The 22337-nt window shown below is 71.9% G+C and carries 19 protein-coding genes; 12 read left to right on the plus strand and 7 right to left on the minus strand.

The features are described 5' to 3' along the window. Positions 1–103: 103 nt before the first annotated feature. A complete protein-coding gene (gene idi, locus BIU98_RS17965) occupies positions 104–637 on the minus strand; it encodes an isopentenyl-diphosphate Delta-isomerase (protein ID WP_071279624.1) in 534 nt (177 codons plus the stop codon). A gap of 21 nt (positions 638–658) precedes the next feature. On the opposite strand from idi, the gene BIU98_RS17970 reads away from it, so the two are divergent. From BIU98_RS17970 to BIU98_RS18000, 7 genes are all read left to right on the plus strand, one after another. Next, positions 659–1717: a polyprenyl synthetase family protein gene (locus BIU98_RS17970; RefSeq protein WP_071279626.1), complete on the plus strand. Its 1059-nt coding sequence runs from the start codon at positions 659–661 to the stop codon at positions 1715–1717. Next, complete coding sequence (locus BIU98_RS17975) at positions 1714–2655, plus strand: phytoene/squalene synthase family protein (RefSeq protein ID WP_071279628.1); 942 nt, start codon at positions 1714–1716, stop codon at positions 2653–2655. The genes BIU98_RS17970 and BIU98_RS17975 overlap by 4 nt, the downstream gene beginning before the upstream one ends. Continuing rightward, positions 2652–4322 carry a phytoene desaturase family protein gene (gene crtI, locus BIU98_RS17980; RefSeq protein ID WP_071279630.1) on the plus strand — a complete coding sequence of 557 codons (1671 nt, stop codon included), beginning with the start codon at positions 2652–2654 and terminating at the stop codon, positions 4320–4322. The genes BIU98_RS17975 and crtI overlap by 4 nt, the downstream gene beginning before the upstream one ends. After that, positions 4322–4657 (plus strand): lycopene cyclase domain-containing protein, encoded by a 336-nt coding sequence (locus tag BIU98_RS17985; protein WP_071279631.1) that lies wholly within the window; start codon positions 4322–4324, stop codon positions 4655–4657. The genes crtI and BIU98_RS17985 overlap by 1 nt, the downstream gene beginning before the upstream one ends. Further along, complete coding sequence (locus tag BIU98_RS17990; protein ID WP_083393387.1) at positions 4654–5049, plus strand: lycopene cyclase domain-containing protein; 396 nt, start codon at positions 4654–4656, stop codon at positions 5047–5049. Before BIU98_RS17985 ends, BIU98_RS17990 begins: the two co-directional genes overlap by 4 nt. Next, positions 5046–5972, plus strand: a complete 927-nt coding sequence (locus BIU98_RS17995; protein ID WP_071279633.1) for a prenyltransferase — start codon at positions 5046–5048, stop codon at positions 5970–5972. The genes BIU98_RS17990 and BIU98_RS17995 overlap by 4 nt, the downstream gene beginning before the upstream one ends. A gap of 277 nt (positions 5973–6249) precedes the next feature. Then, complete coding sequence (locus BIU98_RS18000; RefSeq protein WP_071279635.1) at positions 6250–7308, plus strand: Gfo/Idh/MocA family protein; 1059 nt, start codon at positions 6250–6252, stop codon at positions 7306–7308. A gap of 130 nt (positions 7309–7438) precedes the next feature. Here the strand turns inward: BIU98_RS18000 and BIU98_RS18005 are convergent, their stop codons facing one another. Further along, the gene (locus tag BIU98_RS18005) at positions 7439–8179 is read right to left on the minus strand and encodes an MBL fold metallo-hydrolase (RefSeq protein WP_071279637.1); all 741 of its coding nucleotides are present in this window, start codon (positions 8177–8179) and stop codon (positions 7439–7441) included. Positions 8180–8277: 98 nt separating this feature from the next. Between BIU98_RS18005 and BIU98_RS19655 the strand changes: the two genes are divergently transcribed. Further along, entirely contained in the window at positions 8278–8772 is a 495-nt protein-coding gene (locus BIU98_RS19655) for a hypothetical protein (RefSeq protein ID WP_071279639.1), read from the plus strand. A 2-nt stretch (positions 8773–8774) separates the two neighbouring features. After that, positions 8775–9806, plus strand: coding sequence for a YihY/virulence factor BrkB family protein (locus BIU98_RS18015; protein ID WP_071279641.1), 1032 nt, complete (start codon positions 8775–8777; stop codon positions 9804–9806). 53 nt (positions 9807–9859) lie between these two features. On the opposite strand, the gene BIU98_RS20025 is transcribed toward BIU98_RS18015, so the two are convergent. Continuing rightward, positions 9860–9994: a hypothetical protein gene (locus BIU98_RS20025; RefSeq protein ID WP_302847990.1), complete on the minus strand. Its 135-nt coding sequence runs from the start codon at positions 9992–9994 to the stop codon at positions 9860–9862. Between the two features lie 179 nt (positions 9995–10173). On the opposite strand from BIU98_RS20025, the gene BIU98_RS18020 reads away from it, so the two are divergent. Further along, on the plus strand, positions 10174–10869 hold the full coding sequence (locus BIU98_RS18020) for an SDR family oxidoreductase (protein ID WP_175481419.1): 696 nt from the start codon (positions 10174–10176) through the stop codon (positions 10867–10869). Positions 10870–10929: 60 nt separating this feature from the next. Further along, entirely contained in the window at positions 10930–14856 is a 3927-nt protein-coding gene (locus BIU98_RS18025) for a hypothetical protein (RefSeq protein WP_071279645.1), read from the plus strand. A gap of 32 nt (positions 14857–14888) precedes the next feature. On the opposite strand, the gene BIU98_RS18030 is transcribed toward BIU98_RS18025, so the two are convergent. Further along, complete coding sequence (locus tag BIU98_RS18030; RefSeq protein ID WP_071279647.1) at positions 14889–16472, minus strand: ABC-F family ATP-binding cassette domain-containing protein; 1584 nt, start codon at positions 16470–16472, stop codon at positions 14889–14891. A gap of 272 nt (positions 16473–16744) precedes the next feature. On the opposite strand from BIU98_RS18030, the gene BIU98_RS18035 reads away from it, so the two are divergent. Next, positions 16745–17164, plus strand: coding sequence for a DUF3151 domain-containing protein (locus tag BIU98_RS18035; RefSeq protein WP_071279649.1), 420 nt, complete (start codon positions 16745–16747; stop codon positions 17162–17164). A 205-nt stretch (positions 17165–17369) separates the two neighbouring features. Here BIU98_RS18035 and BIU98_RS18040 read toward each other — a convergent pair whose 3' ends face one another. From BIU98_RS18040 to BIU98_RS18050, 3 genes are read right to left on the minus strand one after another with little or no spacing between them, the layout of a single operon-like run. Beyond that, the gene (locus BIU98_RS18040) at positions 17370–20396 is read right to left on the minus strand and encodes a glycoside hydrolase family 2 TIM barrel-domain containing protein (RefSeq protein ID WP_071279652.1); all 3027 of its coding nucleotides are present in this window, start codon (positions 20394–20396) and stop codon (positions 17370–17372) included. After that, positions 20393–21328, minus strand: a complete 936-nt coding sequence (locus BIU98_RS18045) for a carbohydrate ABC transporter permease (RefSeq protein ID WP_139200828.1) — start codon at positions 21326–21328, stop codon at positions 20393–20395. The genes BIU98_RS18040 and BIU98_RS18045 overlap by 4 nt, the downstream gene beginning before the upstream one ends. Further along, entirely contained in the window at positions 21325–22329 is a 1005-nt protein-coding gene (locus BIU98_RS18050) for a carbohydrate ABC transporter permease (protein WP_254788025.1), read from the minus strand. The genes BIU98_RS18045 and BIU98_RS18050 overlap by 4 nt, the downstream gene beginning before the upstream one ends. Between the last annotated feature and the right edge of the window lie 8 nt (positions 22330–22337).

A 22337-nucleotide genomic window follows, 5' to 3' on the forward strand; every position in this document is an offset into this window, starting at 1 on the left:
CAGTCCCGCACGGGGTGGTCAACCTCGCACCGGCTGAGAGAACGCGCACGGTGCACCGCCGGGACACCGAGCGCACCGACACGCCACGGCGCGCCCGGAGGGGTCAGTCGAGCGCGTCGACCGGCAGCTGCTCGAGCTGCCACCCGAGCCACGGGCTGAACGCGAACGGCGCCGCGGAGACGGCACTGCGCAGTGCGCTCGGGGAGAGCCACTCGTACTCGGAGACCTCGTCGTCCGCCGGGGCTGGGACGTCGTCCGTCACGGCGCGGAACACCGGGCAGACCTCGTTCTCCACGATCCCCGAGGCGTCGACCGCCCGGTACCGGAAGTCGGGCAGCACGCTCTGCACGTCCCGCACGGTGATGCCCAGTTCGCGGGCAGCACGGCGGGCGATGGCGTCCTCGAACGACTCGTCCGGGCCGGGGTGGCCGCAGAAGGAGTTCGTCCAGACGCCGGGCCAGGCCTTCTTCGTCAGCGCACGGCGGGTGACGAGCAGGTCGCCGTCCGCGTTCGTGACGTGACAGCTGAAGGCGAGGTGCAGCGGCGTGTGATCGGTGTGCACCGCGAACTTGTCAGCGGTACCGATCGGGGTACGGTCTTCGGCCAGCAGCACGACGGTTTCAGGGAAGTGGTTCATCTAGTTCGATAGATTAGGCCAATGACGGACGAAGCGGCCACCGTGGCGCACATCGACCTCGCCCTGGTCGACGAGTGCCTCGAGCGCTTCTTCGTCGTGTCCTCGGCCCGGGCGCAGGCCTTCGGTCGCCCCTCCGAGGAACTCTGGCGTGTGCTCCGCAAGGCGAGCATGGGTGGCAAGCGCTTCCGTCCCCGCATGGTCCTCACCGCCTACGCCGGCCTCGGCGGCACCGACACCCACGCCGCTGCGCACGTCGCTGCGGCCTACGAACTCCTGCACACCGCACTGGTGGTGCACGACGACGTCATCGACCGCGACTGGTCCCGCCGCGGGCAGCCGAACGTCGCCGGGTCCTTCCGCGACACCGGCACGACGGGCGGCCTGCCGCTGCCGACCGCCGAGCACCGGGGGATGAGCGCCGCGGTCATCGCCGGCGACCTCGCGCTGTCCGGTGCCCCGCGCTTCATCGAGTCGAGCGGGGTGGACGGCGACCGTCGCACCCGCCTGCTCGACCTGTTCGACGACGCCGTCTTCGCCAGTGCCGCCGGCGAGATGGCCGACGTCGACCTGACGCACGGCGTGATGCCCACGGTGGACGAGGTCCTGGCGATGGAGCGCGCGAAGACGAGCGTCTACTCGTTCGAGGCCCCGCTGCAGTCCGGCGCCGTGCTCGCCGGCGCCGACGAGTCGGTCGTCACCGCGCTCGGCGCCTTCGGCCGTGAGATCGGCATCGCCTACCAGGTGGTCGACGACCTGCTCGGGGTCTTCGGCGACGAGGCCGCGACCGGCAAGACCGCGATCGGCGACCTGCGCGAGGGCAAGCGCACGATGCTCATCGCCTACGCCGCCACCACCGAGTGCTGGGCCGAACTCGCCCCCTACCTCGGTGACCCCGACCTGACCGAGGAGCGCGCCGCCGAGATGCGCCGTCTGCTCGTGCACTGCGGGGCGCACGACGCCGCGCTCGCCCGGGTCCGCGAGCACACCGCACTCGCCCGGGCCGAGCTCGCCGCGCTGCCGTACGACCTCGCTGACCGTCTGGAGACCCTGGTGTCGGAACTGGTGGAGCGCGTCCGGTGACCACGAGCACCACGAAGGCCGCCAGCGGGCACGCCGCCCGGCTCCCGCTGTACGACGCCACGGCCGAGGCCGCGTCCTCCGTCGTCATCGACCGCTACTCCACGTCCTTCGGGCTCGCGTCGCGCCTGCTCACGAAGGACACCCGCGAGCACATCAAGAACGTCTACGCCCTGGTCCGCGTCGCCGACGAGGTCGTGGACGGCCCGGCAACCGAGGCAGGCCTCGACCCGGCGCTCGCCCGCACGGTGCTCGACGAGCTCGAGGTCGACACCGAGCGCGCGATGGAGCACGGCTTCTCGGTGAACCCGGTGGTGCACGCGTTCGCCAGGACCGCCCGGACGACCGGCTTCGGCCCGGAGCTGACGAAGCCGTTCTTCGCGTCGATGCGGATGGACCTCGAGCAGACCGAGCACGACCAGGCCTCCTTCGACACGTACGTGTACGGCTCGGCCGAGGTCGTCGGCCTGATGTGCCTGCGCGCCTTCGTGTACCGCGCCGGCAGGCCGACGTTCGACGCCACCGTGCTCGTCGACGGGGCCAGGGCCCTCGGCGCCGCCTTCCAGAAGGTCAACTTCCTCCGCGACCTGCACGCCGACTTCGAGGTGCTGGGCCGCTCGTACTTCCCGGGCGTCGACCTGCGCTCCTTCGACGAGGCCACCAAGACCCGCCTGGTCGACGACGTCCAGGCCGACCTCGACACGGCGGCACGCACGGTCCCGCTGCTCCCGAAGGACGCCCGCCAGGCCGTCGGCCTGGCCCACGCCCTGTTCCAGGAACTCAACGACCGGATCGCGGCCACCCCGGCCGACCGGCTCATCACCACCCGAGTGCGCGTCCCGAACCCCGTCAAGGCGCGGCTCGCCGCGCAGGTGCTCGCCGGACGCGCGCCCATCACGTCGCGCAGGGTGACCAGCCGACACACAGGAGGCCCAGCATGAGCCCGTCACGAGCCTCCCGTCCGGAGTCCACCCGCAAGGTCCCCGTGCGCCGCGCCGTCGTCATCGGCGGCGGCATCAGCGGACTCGCGTCCGCCGCGCTGCTCGCGCGGGACGGCTACGCCGTCACCGTGCTCGAGCAGCGCACCCAGCTCGGCGGCCGTGCCGGGACGTGGGAGCAGGACGGCTTCCGGTTCGACACCGGGCCGAGCTGGTACCTCATGCCCGAGGTCTTCGACCACTTCTTCCAGCTGCTGGGCACGAGCGCCGACGAGCAGCTCGACCTGGTGAAGCTCGACCCCGGTTACCGCGTCTACAGCGAGGGCTACGACGAGCCCATCGACCTGCGGGCCACGCGTGAGGACAACCTCGAGCTGTTCGAGTCGATCGAGCCCGGCGCCGGCAAGCGGATGGCGAAGTACCTCGACTCGGCCGCGGACACGTACCAGATGGCCGTGCGCCGGTTCCTCTACGGCACGTTCCAGGACTTCCGGAAGCTCGCTGCCCCGGACGTGCTGCTCCGCATGGGCAAGCTCGCGCGACTGCTCCTCGAGCCGCTGTCGACCTTCGCCGAGACCGCCGTGCGGGACCGCCGCCTGTGGCAGGTGCTCGGCTACCCGGCCGTGTTCCTCGGCACGAGCCCGTACTCCGCGCCGAGCATGTACCACCTGATGAGCCACCTCGACCTGGCCGACGGGGTGCTCTACCCGAAGGGCGGCATCACCGAGCTCATCTCCGCCGTCGAGCGGGTCGCCCGCGCCGAGGGCGCGCGGATCATCGCCGGGGCCAAGGTCGAGCGGATCCAGGTCGAGGACGGGCACGTCACCGGCGTCGTGCACCGCGACCGCGACGGCGTTCAGCACGTCGCGCCCGCGGACGTCGTCGTCAGTGCCGCCGACCTCCGCCACACCGAGATGCAGCTGCTCGACCGCGAGCACCGCACGCACGACGAGTCGCACTGGAAGAAGCGCGACCCCGGCCCTTCGGCGGTGCTCGTCTACCTCGGTGTCGACGGCCCCGTCCCCGGGCTGCTGCACCACACGCTCATGTTCACCGCGGACTGGAAGGCGAACTTCGGCGCGGTGTTCGGCGACGACCGGCACGTGCCGGACCCCGCCTCGATCTACGTGTGCGCACCGTCGGAGACCGACCCGACCGTCGCCCCGCGCGGGTCGAGCAACCTGTTCATCCTGGTGCCGCTGCCGGCCGACGTCGGCATCGGCAAGGGCGGCATCGACGGCGCGGGCGACTACGAGGTCGAGCAGATCGCCGACCGTGCCATCGACGTCGTCGCCGAACGCTCGGGCGTCCCGGACCTCCGCGACCGCATCCGCGTGCGCCGGACGATCGGCCCGCGCGACTTCGCGGACGACTACAACGCCTGGAGCGGTTCGATGCTCGGGCCGGCGCACACGCTGAAGCAGAGCGCCTTCTTCCGCGAGGGCAACACGTCGAAGAAGGTCGAGGGCCTGTACTACGCCGGTTCGTCGACCATCCCGGGCATCGGGCTGCCGATGTGCCTGATCTCCGCCGAGGTCCTGCTGAAGCGCATCCACGGCGACACGTCGACCGAGCCCCTGCCGACGCCGCTCGAGCGGTCCGCTGGTGCCCCGCCGCGGGTGACCACGGCGGCGTCGACGCGGACCCCCACGCCGACGGCTGCTGGGTGATGCACGGGCTCTACCTCCTCGGACTGCTGGTCTCCCTGACCGGCATGACCGTGCTCGATGCCCGGTACCGCTTGTTCTTCTGGCGGGCACCGTGGCGTGCGGCGGCGGTCATGGCGATCGGCGTCGTGTTCTTCCTCGTCTGGGACGTGCTCGGCGTCGCGCTCGGGATCTTCTTCATCGGGCCCACCCGGCTGCTGACCGGGGTGCTGCTCGCGCCGGACGTCCCGCTCGAGGAGCTCTTCTTCCTGCTGCTGCTCTGCTACACGACGATGAACCTGTTCGCTGCCGTCCGGCCGATCGTGGCGCGGGCGGCCGACCGTCGGAGCCGGTCGTGACCGGGTCGGGCGTGTACGCGCTGCTCGCGGTGCCGTTCCTGGTCGTGGCCCTCGTGCTCGCGGTCGTCGCCGGCGTGGTGGCCGACCGCCGTGCCCCCACGCGCGAGCAGGCCGCCCGTCGTCGTCGGGCCACCCTCGTCACCGGCGTCGTCGCCGGGGTGGCGCTGCTCGTCATGACGATCGTCTTCAACAACGTCATCGTCACGCTGCGCATCGTCGCGTACGACCCGGCACGCATCACCGGGCTCCGGATCGGGGCGTTCCCCGTCGAGGACCTGGCCTACGCCCTCGGTGCCGTCCTGCTGCTCCCGTCCCTGTGGGTCCTGCTCGACCGCGACCGCCGCGACCAGCTCACGACCCGACCACGTCCAGAACCGGAGGACCCGCGATGACGGCGACCCCAGCCTCCCGGCAGTCGACCCTGGGTGCACTGTTCGTGTCGTCCCGGCCGATCAGCTGGGTGAACACCGCGTACCCGTTCGCCGCCGCCTACCTGCTCGGCAGTGGCGTCGGCGTCGACGGCGGTGGCGGCTTCTCGCTCGTGGCGCTGCTCGTCGGCGTCGTGTACTTCCTGGTGCCCTACAACCTGGCGATGTACGGCATCAACGACGTCTTCGACTACGAGTCCGACCTCGTCAACCCGCGGAAGGGCGGGGTCGAGGGCGCACTGCTCGACAAGAGCGTGCACCGCACCACGCTGTGGGCCGTCGTCGTCACGAACGTGCCGTTCCTCGTCGCGCTCGTGCTGCTCGGCGGTGTCGGCGGCAACGGCCCGTGGTCGTGGCTCGTGCTGGCGATCAGCGTCTTCGCCGTGATCGCGTACTCGGCACCGGGGCTGCGGTTCAAGGAGAAGCCGTTCCTGGACTCGCTGACCTCGTCGACGCACTTCGTGTCCCCGGCGGTCTACGGCCTGGCGCTCGCCGGGCCGCACTGGACCGGGCAGCTCGTCGCCGTGTGCGTGGCGTTCTTCCTGTGGGGCGTCGCCTCGCACGCGTTCGGTGCCGTGCAGGACGTGCTCGCCGACCGGGCCGGGGGCATCGGCTCCGTGGCGACCGTCATCGGGGCGCGGGCCACCGTGCGGCTGGCGTTCGTGGCGTACCTCGTCGCGGGTGTCGCGCTGCTGTTCTCGGCGTTCCCGGGGCCCATCGCCGCCGTCGTGGTGATCCCGTACGCGCTCAACGTGCTGCCGTGGTGGAACGTCACCGACGCGGGCGCCGAGTCCGCGAACGCGGGGTGGAAGCGGTTCCTGTGGATCAACTACCTGGCGGGGTTCATCGTCACGATGGCGCTCATCGCGTACGCGTTCACGCACTGAGAGCGCGGCGGGTTCCTGTCCCCGCCCGTCTGTCCCGCGGCGGAGGGCTGTTCCGCGCGTGGCCGGCCCGTTCCCGCGTAGCGAGTCGAATCGCGCGTAGGGGGTCGTTCGTTCCGACCTGCAACGCGCGATCCCGCTTCCCACCGCGGGCGTCATGGAAAGGAACGCGCGCGCAATCGACCACCACGACGCGCTCCCGAGTCACCCCGTCGGCGGTCCCTGCCAGGATGGACGTGACGTCGAGGTCGGCGTCGCGTGAACACGAGGGAGTGCACACATGACGGTCCGCATCATCCACGTCGGTCTCGGAGGGTGGGGCGGCAGCTGGGCCCGCGTCGCGCTCCCCGCGGTGTCGGAGGTCGAGGTCGTCGGGATCGCCGACCCGAGTGCCCCCACGCTCGAGGCCGTGCGGAAGGACCTCGGCCTGCCGGAGTCCGCCGCGTTCCCGTCCCTGACCGCGGCGCTCGCCGGGGTCGATGCCGATGCCGTCGTGATCACGGCCCCGGCCGTCACGCACGTGCCACTCGCGCTCGAGGCCCTGGACGCCGGCAAGCACGTCCTGGTCGAGAAGCCCTTCGCCAACTCCGCGGACGAGGCCGCCGAGGCCGTGCACCGCGCCGAGGAACGCGGCCTCGTGCTGCAGGTCAGCCAGAACTACCGGTTCTACCCGGCGCCCCGCGTCACGAAGGACCTGCTCGCCGCGGGCACCGTCGGGGAGCTCTCCGCCATCAGCATCGACTTCCGCCAGTGGGACAACGACGCGGCGTTCGAGGACAACCCGCACTACCGGTTCCCGCACGCGATGATCAACGACATGGCGATCCACCACCTGGACCTGCTGCGGATGATCACGGGGAAGGACGCCGTCCGGGTCTTCGCCAAGGCCACGTGGCCGTCGTTCAGCAAGTACCAGGACGAAGCCGTCGCCTCGATGCTCATCGAGATGGAGGACGGTCTGGTCGTGAGCTACCGCGGCAGCTGGTTGAGCCGCGCCGCGCACACGCCGTGGGCGGGGGAGTGGAGCATCCAGGGCGAGGACGGCGAGATCCGGTTCACCAGCCGTGCCGGCGAACCCGGGGACGTCAGCGGCGACATCGTCAAGGTGAGGAAGGCCGGCGGCAGCACGGCCAGCGGTCCGACCGAGGAGTCCGTCGAGCTCCCCAAGGCCGAGCACCACGACCGACAGGGTGGGCTGCAGGCCTTCGCGCGGGCGGTCGAGGGTGGCCCGGCGCCGGAGACGAGCGGGCGGGACAACCTCCGGAGCCTCGCGCTGATGGAGGCCGCGACGCGATCCGCCGCGTCCGGGCTGCCCGAGGACGTCGTCGTCCCCGACTGACTGACTGACTGACGGGCGGGCCAGCGGCCAGTCGGCTTCGACTCGGAACGACAACCTCGCTGTCGCACGACGTCGACCTCGTCGCCCGGCCCGAACACCAGCACCGGGCAGACCACCTGCACCCCGAGCGTCAGGCCGCCCCGGCCGCCCGCCGCGCCTGCGCCACCGCGCCCCGCACGCCCCACGACCACGCCGGCCCGTGCCCGGGCAGCACGTGCCGCGCCTCGGTGTCCTCGAGCCGCCCGAGCGACGCGATAGCCGTCTCCATGTCGGACGTCGCGGCCGGTGCCACCACCCGCGGCCCGATCCCGCCGGTGTACGGGTCGAAGGTCACCAGCGCGTCCCCGACGACCACGGCGTCCCGGTCGGCGAAGTGCAGCGCCACGTGTCCGTCGGTGTGCCCGGGCGTCTCGATGATCCACGGGGACCCGGGCACCTCGGCGCGGGACTCGAGCGGCACGGTGTCCTCGATGCCGTCGACGGTGGCGGCTCCGGCGAGCAACATCCGGCCGAGCGGTGCGAGCCCGCCCGGGTGCGCGAGCACGAACCCGAACCGGTTCGTCTGCGGCTGGTACGAGTACGGGTGTGCCGCCAGGTCGCGGTCGCCCGGGTGCACGAACACGGGCGTGCCCCACTCCCGGTGCGCCCGGGCGGCGGTGCCGACGTGGTCGAAGTGCCCGTGGGTGAGCAGGATGCCCTCGACCTGGTCGGGTGTGTACCCGAGGTCGTGCACGGCGAGCAGCAGGTGCGGCCACGACGCCGGGAGCCCCGCGTCGATGACGATCAGCTGGTCGCCGGTCTCGACGAGGTACTGGTTCGTGTGGGCGATCTCGAGCCGGTGGATGCCCTCGGCGACGTCTCGGTACAGCATGCGCGGGACGGTAGACGCGTGACACTGGATGCACTGCCGGGGTGGTCGCACAACGCGGTCCTGGGGTGTCGAGGCCCGGAACCGTGTACGAACGACGTATGGCGAACGACAGTCTCCCCGAGCTCGAGCTCGCGAACGTCCGCACTCGCGAGCGGATCACCGACACGGTCGAGCGCATCAAGCACAAGGTCGACGTGCCCGCGCGCACCCGACTGGCCGTGGCGAAGACCCGGCAGCGCTGGCACCGTGACCCGACCCCGCTCGTCGCTCTGGCGACGATCGCGGCAACCGGCGTGGTGGCCATCGTGGTCGGCACGCGCATCGGTCGCACCCCGGCCGGTCACCTCGCAGCACCGCCCGCATCGACGGCGTTCACCGCGCTGCTGCCGTTCGGCGCGCGCGGCGGCGATGAGTCGGCACCCGGCCGCAAGGGGCGCAAGGCCCGGAGGGCCGGGCGGAAGGCACGCCAGGCGCAGCTCGAGCAGGACCCGGGCTACCAGCTCCGCACGAAGCAGCGCCGTCGTCTCGCCCCCGTGCAGGCGCAGGCCGCCAGGTACCGCAAGCAGGCCGCCAAGCGCGCGAAGAAGGGCTGACCATGGCACGCGAACAGCAGAAGCCGGACCCGGACGACTCCCGGAAGGCCGACAGCCCCACCGACCTCAAGAAGCCCACGCTCGTCTACACGCTGAAGAAGACCCTGCGGGAGTTCTCCAGCGACCAGTGCACCGACCTCGCCGCGAGCCTGACGTACTACACGGTCCTCGCGCTGTTCCCCGGACTGCTCGCCGTCGTCTCGATCCTCGGCCTGGTGTCGAACCCGAAGGACACCGTCGACACGCTGCTGGAGATCATCCGCAACGTCGGGTCGGCGCAGGTCGCCGACCTGATCAAGGACCCCGTCGAGGGCCTGGTCCGTTCGCCCGCGGCACCGGTCACGTTCATCGTCGGTCTGCTCGGCGCCCTGTGGTCGGCCTCCGGGTACGTCGGTGCCTTCGGCCGGTCGATGAACCGCATCTACAACGTCCGCGAAGGGCGCCCGATCTGGAAGCTCCGCCCGACCATGCTCGGCGTCACGGTGACCACGGTCGTCCTGCTCGTCGTCGGCCTGCTGGCGCTCGTCTCCGGTCCGCTCGCCCGCAGCTTCGGCGACCTCATCGGCCTCGGCGACGCCGCAGCACTCGTGCTGTCCATCGTGCAGTGGCCGATCCTCCTGGTGATCGCCGTCCTGGTGATCGCGGTGCTCTACTACTGGTCGCCGAACGTGAAGCAGCCGAAGTTCCGCTGGGTCAGCGGCGGGTCGATCGTCGCCCTGCTCATCTGGATCATCGCGAGCGTGGGCTTCGGGTTCTACGTCGGCAACTTCTCGAACTACAACGCCACGTACGGCTCCCTCGGTGGGGTCATCGTGTTCCTGCTGTGGATCTGGATCACGAACAACGCGCTGCTCTTCGGCGCCGAGTTCGACGCCGAGATCGAGCGGGGCCGCGAACTGCAGGCCGGCATCCGTGCCGAGGAGGACATCCAGCTCCCCGAGCGCGACACCCGCCAGATCGAGAAGCAGGACGAGAAGCGCGCCCAGGACGTCCTCGAGGGCATCCGGATCCGCCAGGGCGTCGACAACGACTGACCTCTGAACGAAGACGAGGACGTGGGCGCCGTGGCGCCCACGTCCTCGTCGTCTCAGTGGAGGAACGCGCCGATCAGGGCGGCGGCGACCGTGCCCACGACTCCGAGCGCGCCGGCACCGATGGCGCCTGCGGCTCCGATGATGCCGGCACCGACTGCGCCGATGAGTCCGATGATGGCGACGAACATGCTGGATTCCCTTCGATCTCCCGGCTCCTCGCGCTGCGGGGTGCCGGTCCGGTGCGCCGCTGACTGCCGCGCGGAGCCAGCGTGACATCCGACGTACCAGATGTCGAAGCCCGGATCGTCGCTACGCACGATCCTGCATCGGCCGGGAGGCTCGCCACGGCGTCCGTAGGCTGGCCTGCGTGACGCAGACACAGCCTCCAGTCCGTCCGGTCGCCCTGGTGACCGGAGCCACCCGCGGCATCGGCCGCGCGATCGCGGCCGAACTCGGCCGCACCCACCACGTGCTCGTCGGGGGCCGCAGCGCCGACGCGGTCGCCGCCGTCGTCGCGGACCTGCCGAGCGCCGAGCCCTTCATCGGTGACCTGGGCGCCGGCGACCTGCCGGACCTGCCGGAACGGCTCGACGTCCTGGTGCACTCCGCCGGCGTCGAGCAGGGCACCCGGGTCGCGGACACCCCGCGCGCCACGTGGGAGGCCGTCTTCGCGACCAACGTCTTCGCGGTCGCCGAGTTGACGCGGCTGGCGCTGCCGGCGCTGCGCGCGTCGCGGGGCATCGTCGTGTCGATCAACTCCGGTTCGGGCTTCGTCTCGGGGCCGGGTGGCGGCGTCTACGGGGCGTCGAAGTTCGCGCTCCGGGCGTTCACCGACGCCCTGCGGGAAGAGGAGCGGGACGCCGGCGTGCGGGTGTCGAGCGTGCACCCGGGCCGGACGGACTCGGACATGCAGCGGCAGCTCGTGGCGAAGCTCGGCGAGGACTACGACACCGAGTACTACCTCGCCCCGTCCGACGTCGCCGATGCCGTGCGCACGGTCGTCGACCTGCCCGAGCGCGGCACCGTCGAGTCGCTGTCGATCCGTCCCAGCCGACGTCGCTGACATATCTGAAGTACAACATGTCGTACGCTGTCGGGGTTCCCCCCTGTAACGGAGTCCTGCATGTCCTTCCCCCGTCCGATCAGCGTCCTGTCGCTGATGTCCGTCCTCGCCGTCACCGGCACCACGCTCCTGGTGCTCCCACCAGACCCCGCGCGCGCCGCGAGCACCGACGAGATGCTCAGCGGTCCGCTGCAGAACTCGACGAAGTCGAGCTACGTCGGCATCCGCGACTCCGGTGACTGGGTGGACTCCAACCCGCAGCCCGTCACCGTGCGCTACCCAGCTGTGGGGGAGACGGGCGTGCTCGAGGTCGACGGCACCTGCGTCCCGCTCATGCAGTCCCCGACGGACTCCGGGCTGGTCGGGATCAGGACCGGCGACGGCAGCGGTTGTCTGACGTTCCGGTCGGAGCTGACCGCGGAGGGGTTCTTCACCTTCCGCGTCGAGACCCCTGGCGCGGCGACGAACGGTCGCTACCTCGGAGACGGCAACGCCGGCAGTGCTCTCGACCTGCTCTCCACGAAGCCGATCGTCCTGTTCGCGATCCCCGAGGAACCGAGCGGCACGGTGGCGCTCACCGGACGGACCGAGGACACGAACGACGACGGGCGGATCGGTGCCGGTGACGACCTGGTCTGGTCGATCTCGACGGAGAACACCGGCAAGGTCCGGCTGCGCGACCTGTCCCTCGTCCTGGCCGACGGTTCCTCCGTCGGGTGCGACCGTCCCGACGTGGACGCGGGCGACACGCTCGACTGCGAGGCCCGACGCCCCCTGACCCAGGCAGAGGTCGACGCGGGGACGGCGTCGACGGAGCTGACGGGGACGGGGCGTACTCCCCGCGGCGCCACGGTCGCCCTGGGCAGTGCTGAGGCCGCGGTCGCCGTCGTCGGTGCGGTGGAGCTCACCGGCGCGGTGACCTCGGACCTCGCCGCGTCGGCAGTGGCCGGCGACGTGGTGCACTACACGGTGCGGGCGGAGAACACCGGCACCGTCGGTCTGACGGGGCTTTCCGTCCGGTCCGACCGCGACGACGCCGCGGAGTGCGACGCGTCGGACCTCGCCGCCGGTGCCAGCACGACGTGCCGGATCGACCGTCGCCTGACCCAGGACGACCTCGACGCCGGGTCCGCCGCGTTCGCCGCTGAACTGACGGCCAGTGCGGCCGACGGGCGTGACGTCAGCACGCGGGCGGAACTCGAGCAGGCGCTCGACCAGGAGTCAGCCGCGACGGTCAGCACCGTCTCGGACGCCGGTGCATCCGTCACCGTCGGACAGACCATCCGGTACACGACGACGGTGACGAACACCGGCACCGTGACGCTCGGCTCCGTCGCCTCGACGGTCTCGATCGGTCGCGCGACGGCCTGCGCGTCCGGATCGATCGCGCCGGGGGCGTCGACGACCTGTTCAGCCGAGTACACCGTGACCCAGGCGGACGTCGACGCCGGGTTCGTCGCGCAGCACGTCGCGGTCACCGCCGCGGCCCCCGGTGGATCATCGGCACGCATGGGTGCGGACGACGTGCGTGACGTTGCGGTCGCCGCACCGCTCCTCGACGCAACGGTCGACACCGACGCAGCCGCCGTCCCGTCGGTCGGCGACGTGGTGACCGCGACGGTGCACGTCACGAACACGGGCAACGTCACCCTCGCCGACGTCGCGGTGGACCCGTCGACGGGTGACGTGGTCTCCTGCACCGACACCACCCTCGCCCCGGGGGCCGCCACGGACTGCGTCGTCGTCCGGGCGCCGCTGACCCAGGCGGACATCGACGCCGGTGTCCTCGAGTTCACCGCCGACGTCGTCGCGACGGCTCCCTCGGGTGACCGCGCTGTCCGCGGCTCGGTCCAGGCGTCCGACCCCGTCCCGGCCTCGCCTGGCGCGTCCGCGACCCTGACGAGCGACGCCGGTGCCGATCCGGAGGTCGGACAGACGGTGACGTGGACCACGACCGTCCGGAACACCGGGAACGTCAGCCTGTCCGGTCTCGTCGTGGGGACCCCGGACGGTGCGGCGACGTGCACCGTCACCGATCTCGCTCCCGGTGCCTCGACGACGTGCGTCTCGTCTGCCAGCATCACGCAGGCCGACGTGGACCACGGCTCCCTCGACCGCGAGGTCGTCGTCAGTGCCGCTGCGCCGGGTGCCGCCGTCACCGAACTGGCCCGTCCGACGTCCTCCGACGTCATCGGAGCCGCGCCAGGCCTGACGGCCTCCGTGGTCTCGGACGTCACGGAGCACACCGGCCTCGGTGACCAGGTGACCTGGACCACCACGATCACGAACTCCGGGAACATGACGATGTCGGCGGTCGGACTCGCCGGTGGGGCCTGCGACGCGGTGCTCCTCGCGCCGGGTGCCGGGACCACGTGCACCTCGACCCAGGTGCTCACGCAGGCCGACGTCGACGCCGGGACCGTCCGGTTCGCGAGCGTCGTCTCCGCGACCTCGCCCGACGGCGTGCACGCGGAGCGTGCGGAGCCGACGGCCGAGGCTGCGATCGCCCAGCACCCCGCACTCGTGGCGACCAGCACCTCCGATGCGGACTCGCAGCCGTCCGTCGGTGACACGGTGACCGTCACCGTCGCCGCCGAGAACACCGGCGACGTGACGATCCGCGACCTCGCCCTGCTCCCCGACCGGGGTGACGCCGCGACCTGCGACGCGGCACCCGTCGCGCCGGGGGCCCGCGTCGAGTGCGTGGTGACCACCGTCGTCAGCCAGGCGGACGTGGACGCCGGGGGGTTCTCCGTCCGCACCGGGGTGCTCGGCACGACGCCGACCGAGTCCGGTGTGCAGCTCGCCGACACCGAGGTGCGTGTCGCCATCGCCGCGGCTCCGTCGACCACGCTCGCCCTGGCTGTCGGTGCCCACGACCCGCTCGTGCCGGGGACCGACCTGACGGTGGACGCGACCGTGACGAACACGGGCACCGTGACGCTCACCGGCATCGCACTCGACGTCGCGGACGACCAGGAGGCCGTGTGCGCCGACGGGCCCGTGGCGCCCGGTGCGACCGTGACCTGCACGATCACGACCACCGTCACGCAGGGAGACGTCGACGCCGGCACGATCGATGTCCGCGCCACCGGGACCGCCGCCGCACCGGACGGCGCGCAGGTGGCGATCCCCGCCGCCGCGATCAGCGTGCCGATCGACGCCGACCCGCGGGCATCGCTCACGCTGACCGCCGAGCCGCAGGGTGACCTCGCCGTCGGGACGGTCGTCCGCTTCACCGCCACGGTGACGAACCACGGCAACGTCACGCTCGACGCCCTCGCCACCAGCCGCCTCGCGGCCTTCGGCGGGGCGACCTCCGAGCGTGCGGACGACGGTTCCCCGGCCTGTGACACCGACGTGCTCGCACCGGCGGCGACGGTGACCTGCTCCTACGAGCGGACCGTCACGCAGGCGGACGTGGACCACGGAGCCATCCGGGAGGCCGTGGCCGGCACCGCCCGGACGCCGTCCGGTGACGACGTGGAACTCGCACCGGCCTCGGTGACGGTCGACGTCCCGCGGACGGTCCTGGGCGCCACCACGCTGTCGGCGGACACGGAGGGCCCGGTGTCCGCGGGTGACCGTGTGACGCTGACCACGACGATCCGGAACGCCGGGTCGGTGACGCTCTCCGACATCCACGCGACCGAAGCCGACACGGACGCGCAGCAGTGCGTCGCGGATGACCTCGCACCCGGTGCCGAGACGACGTGCGTCAGCGTGCGGACGGCCACGGCGGAGGACGTCGAGCGTGGCAGCTTCCGTGCACACGTCCTGGTCGGGGCGACCGATCCGCAGGGCGCGGACGTCGAGCTGCCCGAGGCGGAGCTGTCCCTGCCGACCGAGACGCCCGAGGAGCTCGCGTTCACCGGCGTCATCGGCCTGTCGGTCGCGGCGCTCGCCGCGCTCGCCCTGCTCGTGCTCGGTGTCACCACGAACCTCGTCGCCCGTCGGCGCAGCGCCACCGACGCCGACGCCGACTGACCCGCTGCGACATCGGCTCGACCTGTCGTCGCTCACCCCGACGACAGGTCGAGCCGCACGTCGAGGTCCAGCCGGTCCAGGAAGGACTCGTCGTGACTCACGACGACGACGGCTCCGCGGTACGCCCGCAGCGCGTCGACGAGCTGGTCGACGCTCGCCAGGTCGAGGTCGTTCGTCGGTTCGTCGAGCACCAGGAGCTGCGGCGGCGGGTCCGCCAACACCAGTCCGGCCAGGGCGACACGGAAGCGCTCGCCGCCGGACAGGGCGCCGGCCGGGCGGTCGACGGCGTCCCCGCGGACCAGGAACCGTGCCAGGCGGTTCCGGAGTTCGGCGGGCGGCACGTGCGGGGCGCTCCGGCGGACGTTCTCGAGCACGGTGGCGGCGTCGTCGAGTGAGTCCTTCCGCTGCGGCAGGTACGCGATCTGCTCGACGTGCGCGACGGCTCCCGTGCCGGGGAGCGGGTGCGCCCGCGCGGTCGGTACGCCGACGAGCTGCTCGAGCAGGGTCGTCTTGCCGATGCCGTTGTCCCCACCGACGGCGACGCGCTCGGGCCCCTGCACGACGGTGACCCGACCCCGGACGGTGAACGTGGCGATGCGGCGCGACGCGGGCACGTGCGGGTCGGGCAGCTCGACGTGCACGGACTCGTCGTCGCGGAGCCGGAGTTCGGCTTCGCGTTTCGTCGCCAGTGCCGCGGCCTCGTCGTCGGCGAACCCGACGCGGAGCCGGCCAGCGGTCTCCTGTGCGTGCTTCCGCATCTCGTTCGCGTACGACTTCGGCATCGACCGGCCGGCCTTCTCGCCCGCCTTGGCGCGTCGGGCGATGGTCGTCTCGGCGGCGATGCGCTGCCGCTTCTCGGCGCGGTGTCGCTGTTCGGCGACGCGGACCTCGCGCTCGACGGCGGCCTGCTGCACGGCGAGGTGCTCCTCGTACGCCGAGAACGTGCCGCCGAAGACCGTGACCGACCCGGTACGGAGCTCGCAGGTCTCGTCGACGTGCTCCAGGAGTTCCCGGTCGTGGCTGACGAGGACCAGGGTCCCGCGCCAGGAGTCCACGACGTCGAGGAGCATCGCGCGCGCCCGGCGGTCGAGGTTGTTCGTCGGCTCGTCGAGGAACGCGATGGGCCGACCACGCAGGCGGATCCCCGCGATGGCGACGAGCACGGCCTGCCCGCCGGAGAGCGTCGACACCGGGCGGTCGAGGTCCAGGCCGAGGGCATCGACGGCGGCGGTCGCCCGCTCCTCGACGTCCCAGTCGTCACCGAGGACGTCGAAGTGCGCCGGGTCCGGGTCCCCGCCGAGGATCGCGCGGAGTGCCGCGAGCGACGGTCCGACGCCGAGCAGGTCCGCCACGGTGTCGGTCACCCGGGCTCCGTCGGCCGCGGAGAGCAGCCGCTGGGGCAGGACGTCGACGGGACCCGACGTCTGGACGGAACCCGACGTGGGCTGGAGCCGACCGGTGACCAGCCGGACGAGCGTGGACTTGCCGGCCCCGTTCCTCCCGACCAGACCGGTGCGGCCCGACCCGAAGGCGGCGGTGAGGTGGTCGAGCGCGACGGTGCCGTCGGGCCAGGTGTAGCTGAGGTCGTGCAGGACGACGGATGGGCTGGTGGGCATGGAGGTGTCTCCCCGGTGTCGGTGCTGGGCGCACGACACCGAGCCACCGCGGTGCGGTGGAGCGCCCGACGGGGCGCGCGATCACGGTGTCAGCGCGTGGGCTGAGCAGGACCGGTGATCGAGAGCAATCCGTCGTCTTCCGTCGGGGACCCCCGTGTCCGTCATCCGAGCCGCCGGTCGGTCTCCCGCCCCGGGGGCCTCGTGATGACGACGAGGTGGCACCACGGTAGGCCCGGTCCCCACGCGGGCGCAAGGGATGACAGGGTGGAGGCATGCCCGAGAACCTGCTGCCGACCCCGTCGGCCAACCCCGAGACCCTGCTGCCCGCCGACCCGTCGGTGGACGCCGCGCTCACCGCGAACGCCCCCGTGGCCTCCGTGGTCGTCGCGCACCCCTCGTCGAGCCTGGCGTGGGCGCTCCTGGCGGACGAGGCCTGGGAGCGTGGCGCGACGCTGGAGTCCTACGCCTACGCCCGCGTCGGGTACCACCGCGGACTCGACTCGCTGCGCAAGGCCGGCTGGCGCGGTGCCGGTGCGGTGCCGTGGTCGCACGAGCCGAACCGCGGGGTGCTGCGCTCCCTGTTCGCCCTGCGGCGTGCGGCGATCGCGATCGAGGAGCCCGGCGAGCCCGAGCGCCTGACGGAGTTCCTGAACGGCGCCGACCCCGCCGTGCTCCCCGCGCTGGGCGCGTAGCGGGCCGCCGCGAGGCGCTCTCTGCGCGCTGCCGGTCGCGCCCGCCCACGGACATCGCGCCCCGTCACGACGGGGCGCGATGATCATGACGGGGCGCAGCGCGGGTGCGTGTGGCCAGCCCGGCCAGCGGGTGCGAGCGCGGCACCCCGCCGCCGCCTCGCGCCGCCGCCAGCCGCACGCCGCCGCCGGCAGCCCGGCCCCGCCCCTACCCCAGCAGCACGCTCCACGCCGTCGTCGCCGGCCACAGCTGGTGCTCCGGCAGCACGTCGAGCCCGCAGGCGCGTGACCCCAGCCCGTGCTGCGCCGCGTCGAGGTACAGGTACAGCGCGTCGGACACCGGCAGCTCGTACGGGTGCCCCGCGCGACCGATCTGCTGCGCGGTCCACGGCGTCAGCGTGAAGCCGGTCCGCCGAGCGCCGACCGACGAGACCGTGAACGGCCCCACCGTCAGCGAGCGCAGGTCCGGACGGTGCCCGGTCTCCTGCGGCATCGAGTAGTTCACGTTCAGCAGCGACACCGGCGCGGCGAACCGACCGACGTGCGCCGCGTGCGAGGAGTCCGCGTACGACTCCAGCGGCCCGGTCCCGAACCACTCCGCCGACTCGTCGACGAGCGACGCCGGCAGGTCGATGCGGACGCCGATGCGTGGCCACGTGATGCCCCAGGCGCCGAACGGGACCGCGGTCGTGTCGAGCTGCAGCCCGGCCTCGGTCAGGGTCCAGCGGTGCGTGACCTCGACGCCCGCGCCGCTGTTCGCCGCCGACACGCGGACACGCTGCACGAGGCCGTGCTCCGTCCGCGACACCGACACGAGCCGGTGCGTCAGCCGGTCGAGCCCGTGCGCCTCCCACTTCGACGCCGACGACGGCGCGTCCGGGTCGCCCACCCCGTGCGTCAACACCGGGTCAGCGGTCTCGTACCCGCCCTGCGACGCCAGCCGGTCGTTGTCGGTCGGCGCCCGCCAGAGCTCCAGGCGTGGCCCGGCGACGGGCAGGTCCTTCCAGGTCGACAGGTCACCGCGCGCCGTGAAGGTCGCCTCCCCGAGCCGGTCACCGTCCCACCCCGCACTGGAGGCTCGTGGCGCCTCCGCCACCCGGCTCGCGACGAGCGTCTGGGTGCGTGCCACGACGTGGCCGGTGTCCGCCCAGGCCGTCGGCCCGGCGAACTCCGCGACGACGTCGAACCAGAGTTCCTCGCCGGGGGCGAGCGGACCGGCCGCGGCGGCCAGCACCTCGGAGGGCACGGGCACGGTGGCCGACTCATGCGGCGCGACGACGCCGGGCGCCAGGCGTCCGGTGGCCTCGACGACGCCGTTCCGCGCCAGGGTCCACGTGAAGCGGAGCCCGGAGGTGGAGGCCGAGTGGAACCGGTTCTCGACCAGGACGGTGCCGCCACCCGCGGTGGTCGTGCCGTGCAGCGGGGACACCGACAGGCGCACCGGAGCGACGACGGCCGCGAACTCCGCCAGCCCCGGGGTCGGGGTGCCGTCGGGCAGCACCAGGCCGTCCATCACGAAGTTGCCGTCGTGGACGACCTCGTGGAAGTCGCCGCCGTAGGCGTAGTACGGGGTGCCGTCGGGGGTGTGCGCGAGGAGCCCGTGGTCGCGCCACTCCCACACGAAGCCGCCGTGCAGCCGCGGGTAGCGGTCGACCAGGTCCTCGTACTCCTGGATCTGCCCGGGTCCGTTGCCCATCGCGTGCACGTACTCGCAGTGGATGAACGGCTTCGAGCGCTGCCGTGCCGCCTCGGCCGGGCCGCACTCGAGCAGCGGGGTCGCCGGACCGCCGCCGATCGACTCGGTCTCCTGCAGCGTCGGGTACATCCGCGAGTACACGTCGGTGTACTCGCCCGTGTAGTCGCCCTCGTAGTGGACGGGCCGTTCGGCGTCGCGGGCGCGGACCCACGACGACATCGCCGCGAGGTTCCGCCCGGTGCCGGACTCGTTGCCGAGCGACCACATCACGATCGACGCGTGGTTCTTGTCCCGCTCGACGGTCCGCGCGATGCGGTCGAGGTAGGCCTCCTCCCACGCCGGGTCGTCGGAGGGGTTGCCGACCCAGTCGACGAAGAGGAACCCGTGCGTCTCGAGGTCGCACTCCAGCACCACCCAGAAGCCGAGCTCGTCGGCCAGGTCCAGCACGCGGGGGTGCGGCGGGTAGTGCGAGGTGCGGATCGCGTTGACGTTGTGCCGCTTCATGAGCGCCATGTCCGCTCGGGCGTGGGCCTCGTCGAACACGCGGCCACGCTCGGGGTGGGTCTCGTGGCGGTTCACGCCGTGGAACACGACGCGCTCGCCGTTGACCAGGAACCGGTCGCCCTCGATCGTCACCGTGCGGAAGCCCAGGCGGAGCGAGACCGTCTCACCGTCCGAGGAGACCGTCGCGTCGTACAGCCGGGGGAGTTCGGCGCTCCACGGCTCGACACCCTCGACCGTGATCGGGGCGACGTCCTCCGCGGAGTCCCAGAGCACGGACACGCCGAGCTCGGGGACGGCGAAGCGCACGGGGAACACCGCGTCGAGCGTCGGCACCGTGATCGTGCCGGTCCCCGTCGCGGGTCGGCCGGACGCGGCGGTCCCGGCCGAGGCCGTGTTCCCCGTCGTGGCGGTCCAGCCCGCGCGCACGAACACGTCGTCGATGGGGGCGGCGGGACGAGCGAGCAGCGTGACGTCACGGAAGATGCCGGGCAGCCACCACTGGTCCTGGTCCTCGAGGTACGACGCCGCCGACCACTGGTGCACGCGCACGCGGACCTCGTTCGACCCCGGCCGGAGCAGCGACGTGACGTCGAACTCCGTCGCGAGCCGGGAGCCCGTCGACCACCCGACGAGCTCGCCGTTCACCCAGACGCGGAAGTGCGACTCCACGCCGTCGAACCGGAGCAGCACCCGGGCGGCCGCGTCGAACGACGTCGGCAGCGAGAAGGTGCGCCGGTGGTCGCCCGTGGGGTTCTCCTCGGGCGGGTGCGGCGGGTCGATCGGGAACGGGTACTGCAGGTTCGTGTAGCTCGGCGCCCCGTGCCCGTGCAGGACCCAGTGCGCCGGGACGGGCAGCGTGCCCCACCCGTCCGGGTCGTCGAAGTCCGGGGCGTCCGCCACCGGCGACCAGCGGAAGTCCCACTCCCCGTTCAGCGACAGGGCGGGTGCATCGGTGTGCAACCACGCCCTCGGTGCCAGTCGGGACGCCGATCCTGGCGTCGTGGCGTGCAGGTCGTCGGTGGCGGTGGAGGTCAACCCTTGACCGATCCTTCCGTGAGGCCCCCGCGCCAGAAGCGCTGCAGGACGATGATGGCGATGACGAGCGGGATGACCGAGACGAGCACTCCGCCGGTGGTGAGCTGGTAGAACTCTGGCAGACGGTCCACCTGGGACCGCCAGTTGTTCAGTCCCAGTGTGATCGGGTACAGCTTCTGGTCTGCCAGCATGATGAGCGGCAGGAAGAAGTTGTTCCAGATCCCCACCACCTGGAACAGGAACACCGTCACGAGCGCCGGCGTCATCTGCCGGAGCGCGATCGTGTGGAAGATCCGCAGTTCGCTGGCCCCGTCGAGCCGTGCGGACTCCATCAGCGCGGTGTCGATCGACGCCGAGGCGTAGACCCGGCACAGGAACAGGCCGAACGGCGAGACCAGGCTCGGGATGAGCACGCTCCAGTACGTGTCGGTCAGTCCCATCGTCGAGAACAGCAGGAACAGCGGCAGCGCCGTCGCGGTCCCCGGCACGAGCACGCCGCCGAGGATCGTCCCGAACACGAGCTGCCGACCGCGGAACTCGTACTTCGCGAGCGCGTACCCGCCGGCCGCCGCGAAGTAGGTCGCCAGCACCGCACCGACGCCGGAGTACAGGATGCTGTTCGCGATCCACCGGACGAAGATCCCGCCGTCGTACGTGAACACCTGCTGCAGGTTGCTGAACAGCGCGAAGTCGCCGCCGAACCAGAACCCGTTCGTCGAGAACAGCGCCCCCGTGGTCTTCGTCGCGGCGATCACGACCCAGTACAGCGGCACCAGGAAGTACAGCGCGACGACGACGAGGATGCCCGTCACGACGATCTGCGACCGCGGCGAGCGGTCGAGCTTGCGGCGCTGGTGCGCCGAGATGGAGGTGGTGTCGACGGGGACCGCGGTCTTCGCCGTGGCCGGCGCTTCGATGGCTTCGCTGGTCATCGTTCAGTCCCTTCGGTCGTCGCGACGCGACCGGCCGGGAGGCTCTGGTCGGCTCGGTTGGTGACCACCTGTCCGGCAGATGCGCGCGTCTGGAGCGCGCGCCGAGCCTCCAGGCCGTCCTTCCTGGCCCGTTTGCGCTGGTCGCGCTCGTCCTTGGGTGGACGGTTGGTCAGCGCCAGGAACGTGAAGGACAGGATGAAGGCGGCCAACGCGATGATGACCGCCTGCGCACTCGCGACGCCGTACTCGTTGAACGCGAACGCGTTCGTGTAGGCGGCGTAGTTCGGCGTGTACTCGGTGTCGATGGCGGGGGCGACCGTGGACAGGATCTGCGGCTCCGCGAAGAGCTGCAGCGTGCCGATGATCGAGAACACCGTCGTCAGCACCAGGGCCGGCGCGATGAGCGGGATCTGGATGCGCCACGCGACCTGGAAGGGTCCGGCGCCGTCCATCTTGGCGGCCTCGTAGACCTCGCCGGGGATCGACTTCAGCTGCGCCACGATGATGAGCATGTTGTAGCCGGTGTAGGTCCAGGTGACGATGTTCGCGATCGACCACAGCACGCTGTTCGCGCCGAGGAAGTCCGGCTGCAGCCCCATCGACTGCAGCAGCGACACGATCGGCGACAGCCCGGGCACGTACAGGAACGACCAGAGGATCGTCGCGATGACCCCGGGGACGCCGTACGGCATGAAGTAGATCGCCCGGAAGAAGCCCGGCCAGCGGGCGCTCGCCGACTCCAGCAGCAGTGCCAGGACCGTGCAGGCGATGATCATCACCGGGACCTGGACGATGCCGAACAGGAGCATGCGGCCGATCGAGGCGACGAAGCCGCTGTCGTTCAACGCCGTGACGTAGTTGTCGAAGCCGGCGAAGCGGCCCGTGACGCCGTCCTCGCCGAACAGGCCCTTGCGGTCGACGGTGGTGAAGCTCTGGAACAGGGCGCTGATGATCGGGATGATGAACGTCAGGACGAAGAGCGCCAGGAAGGGTGCGAGCAGGACCCACG

It is taken from the genome of Curtobacterium sp. MMLR14_010 (assembly GCF_001865015.1).
Classification (GTDB): domain Bacteria; phylum Actinomycetota; class Actinomycetes; order Actinomycetales; family Microbacteriaceae; genus Curtobacterium.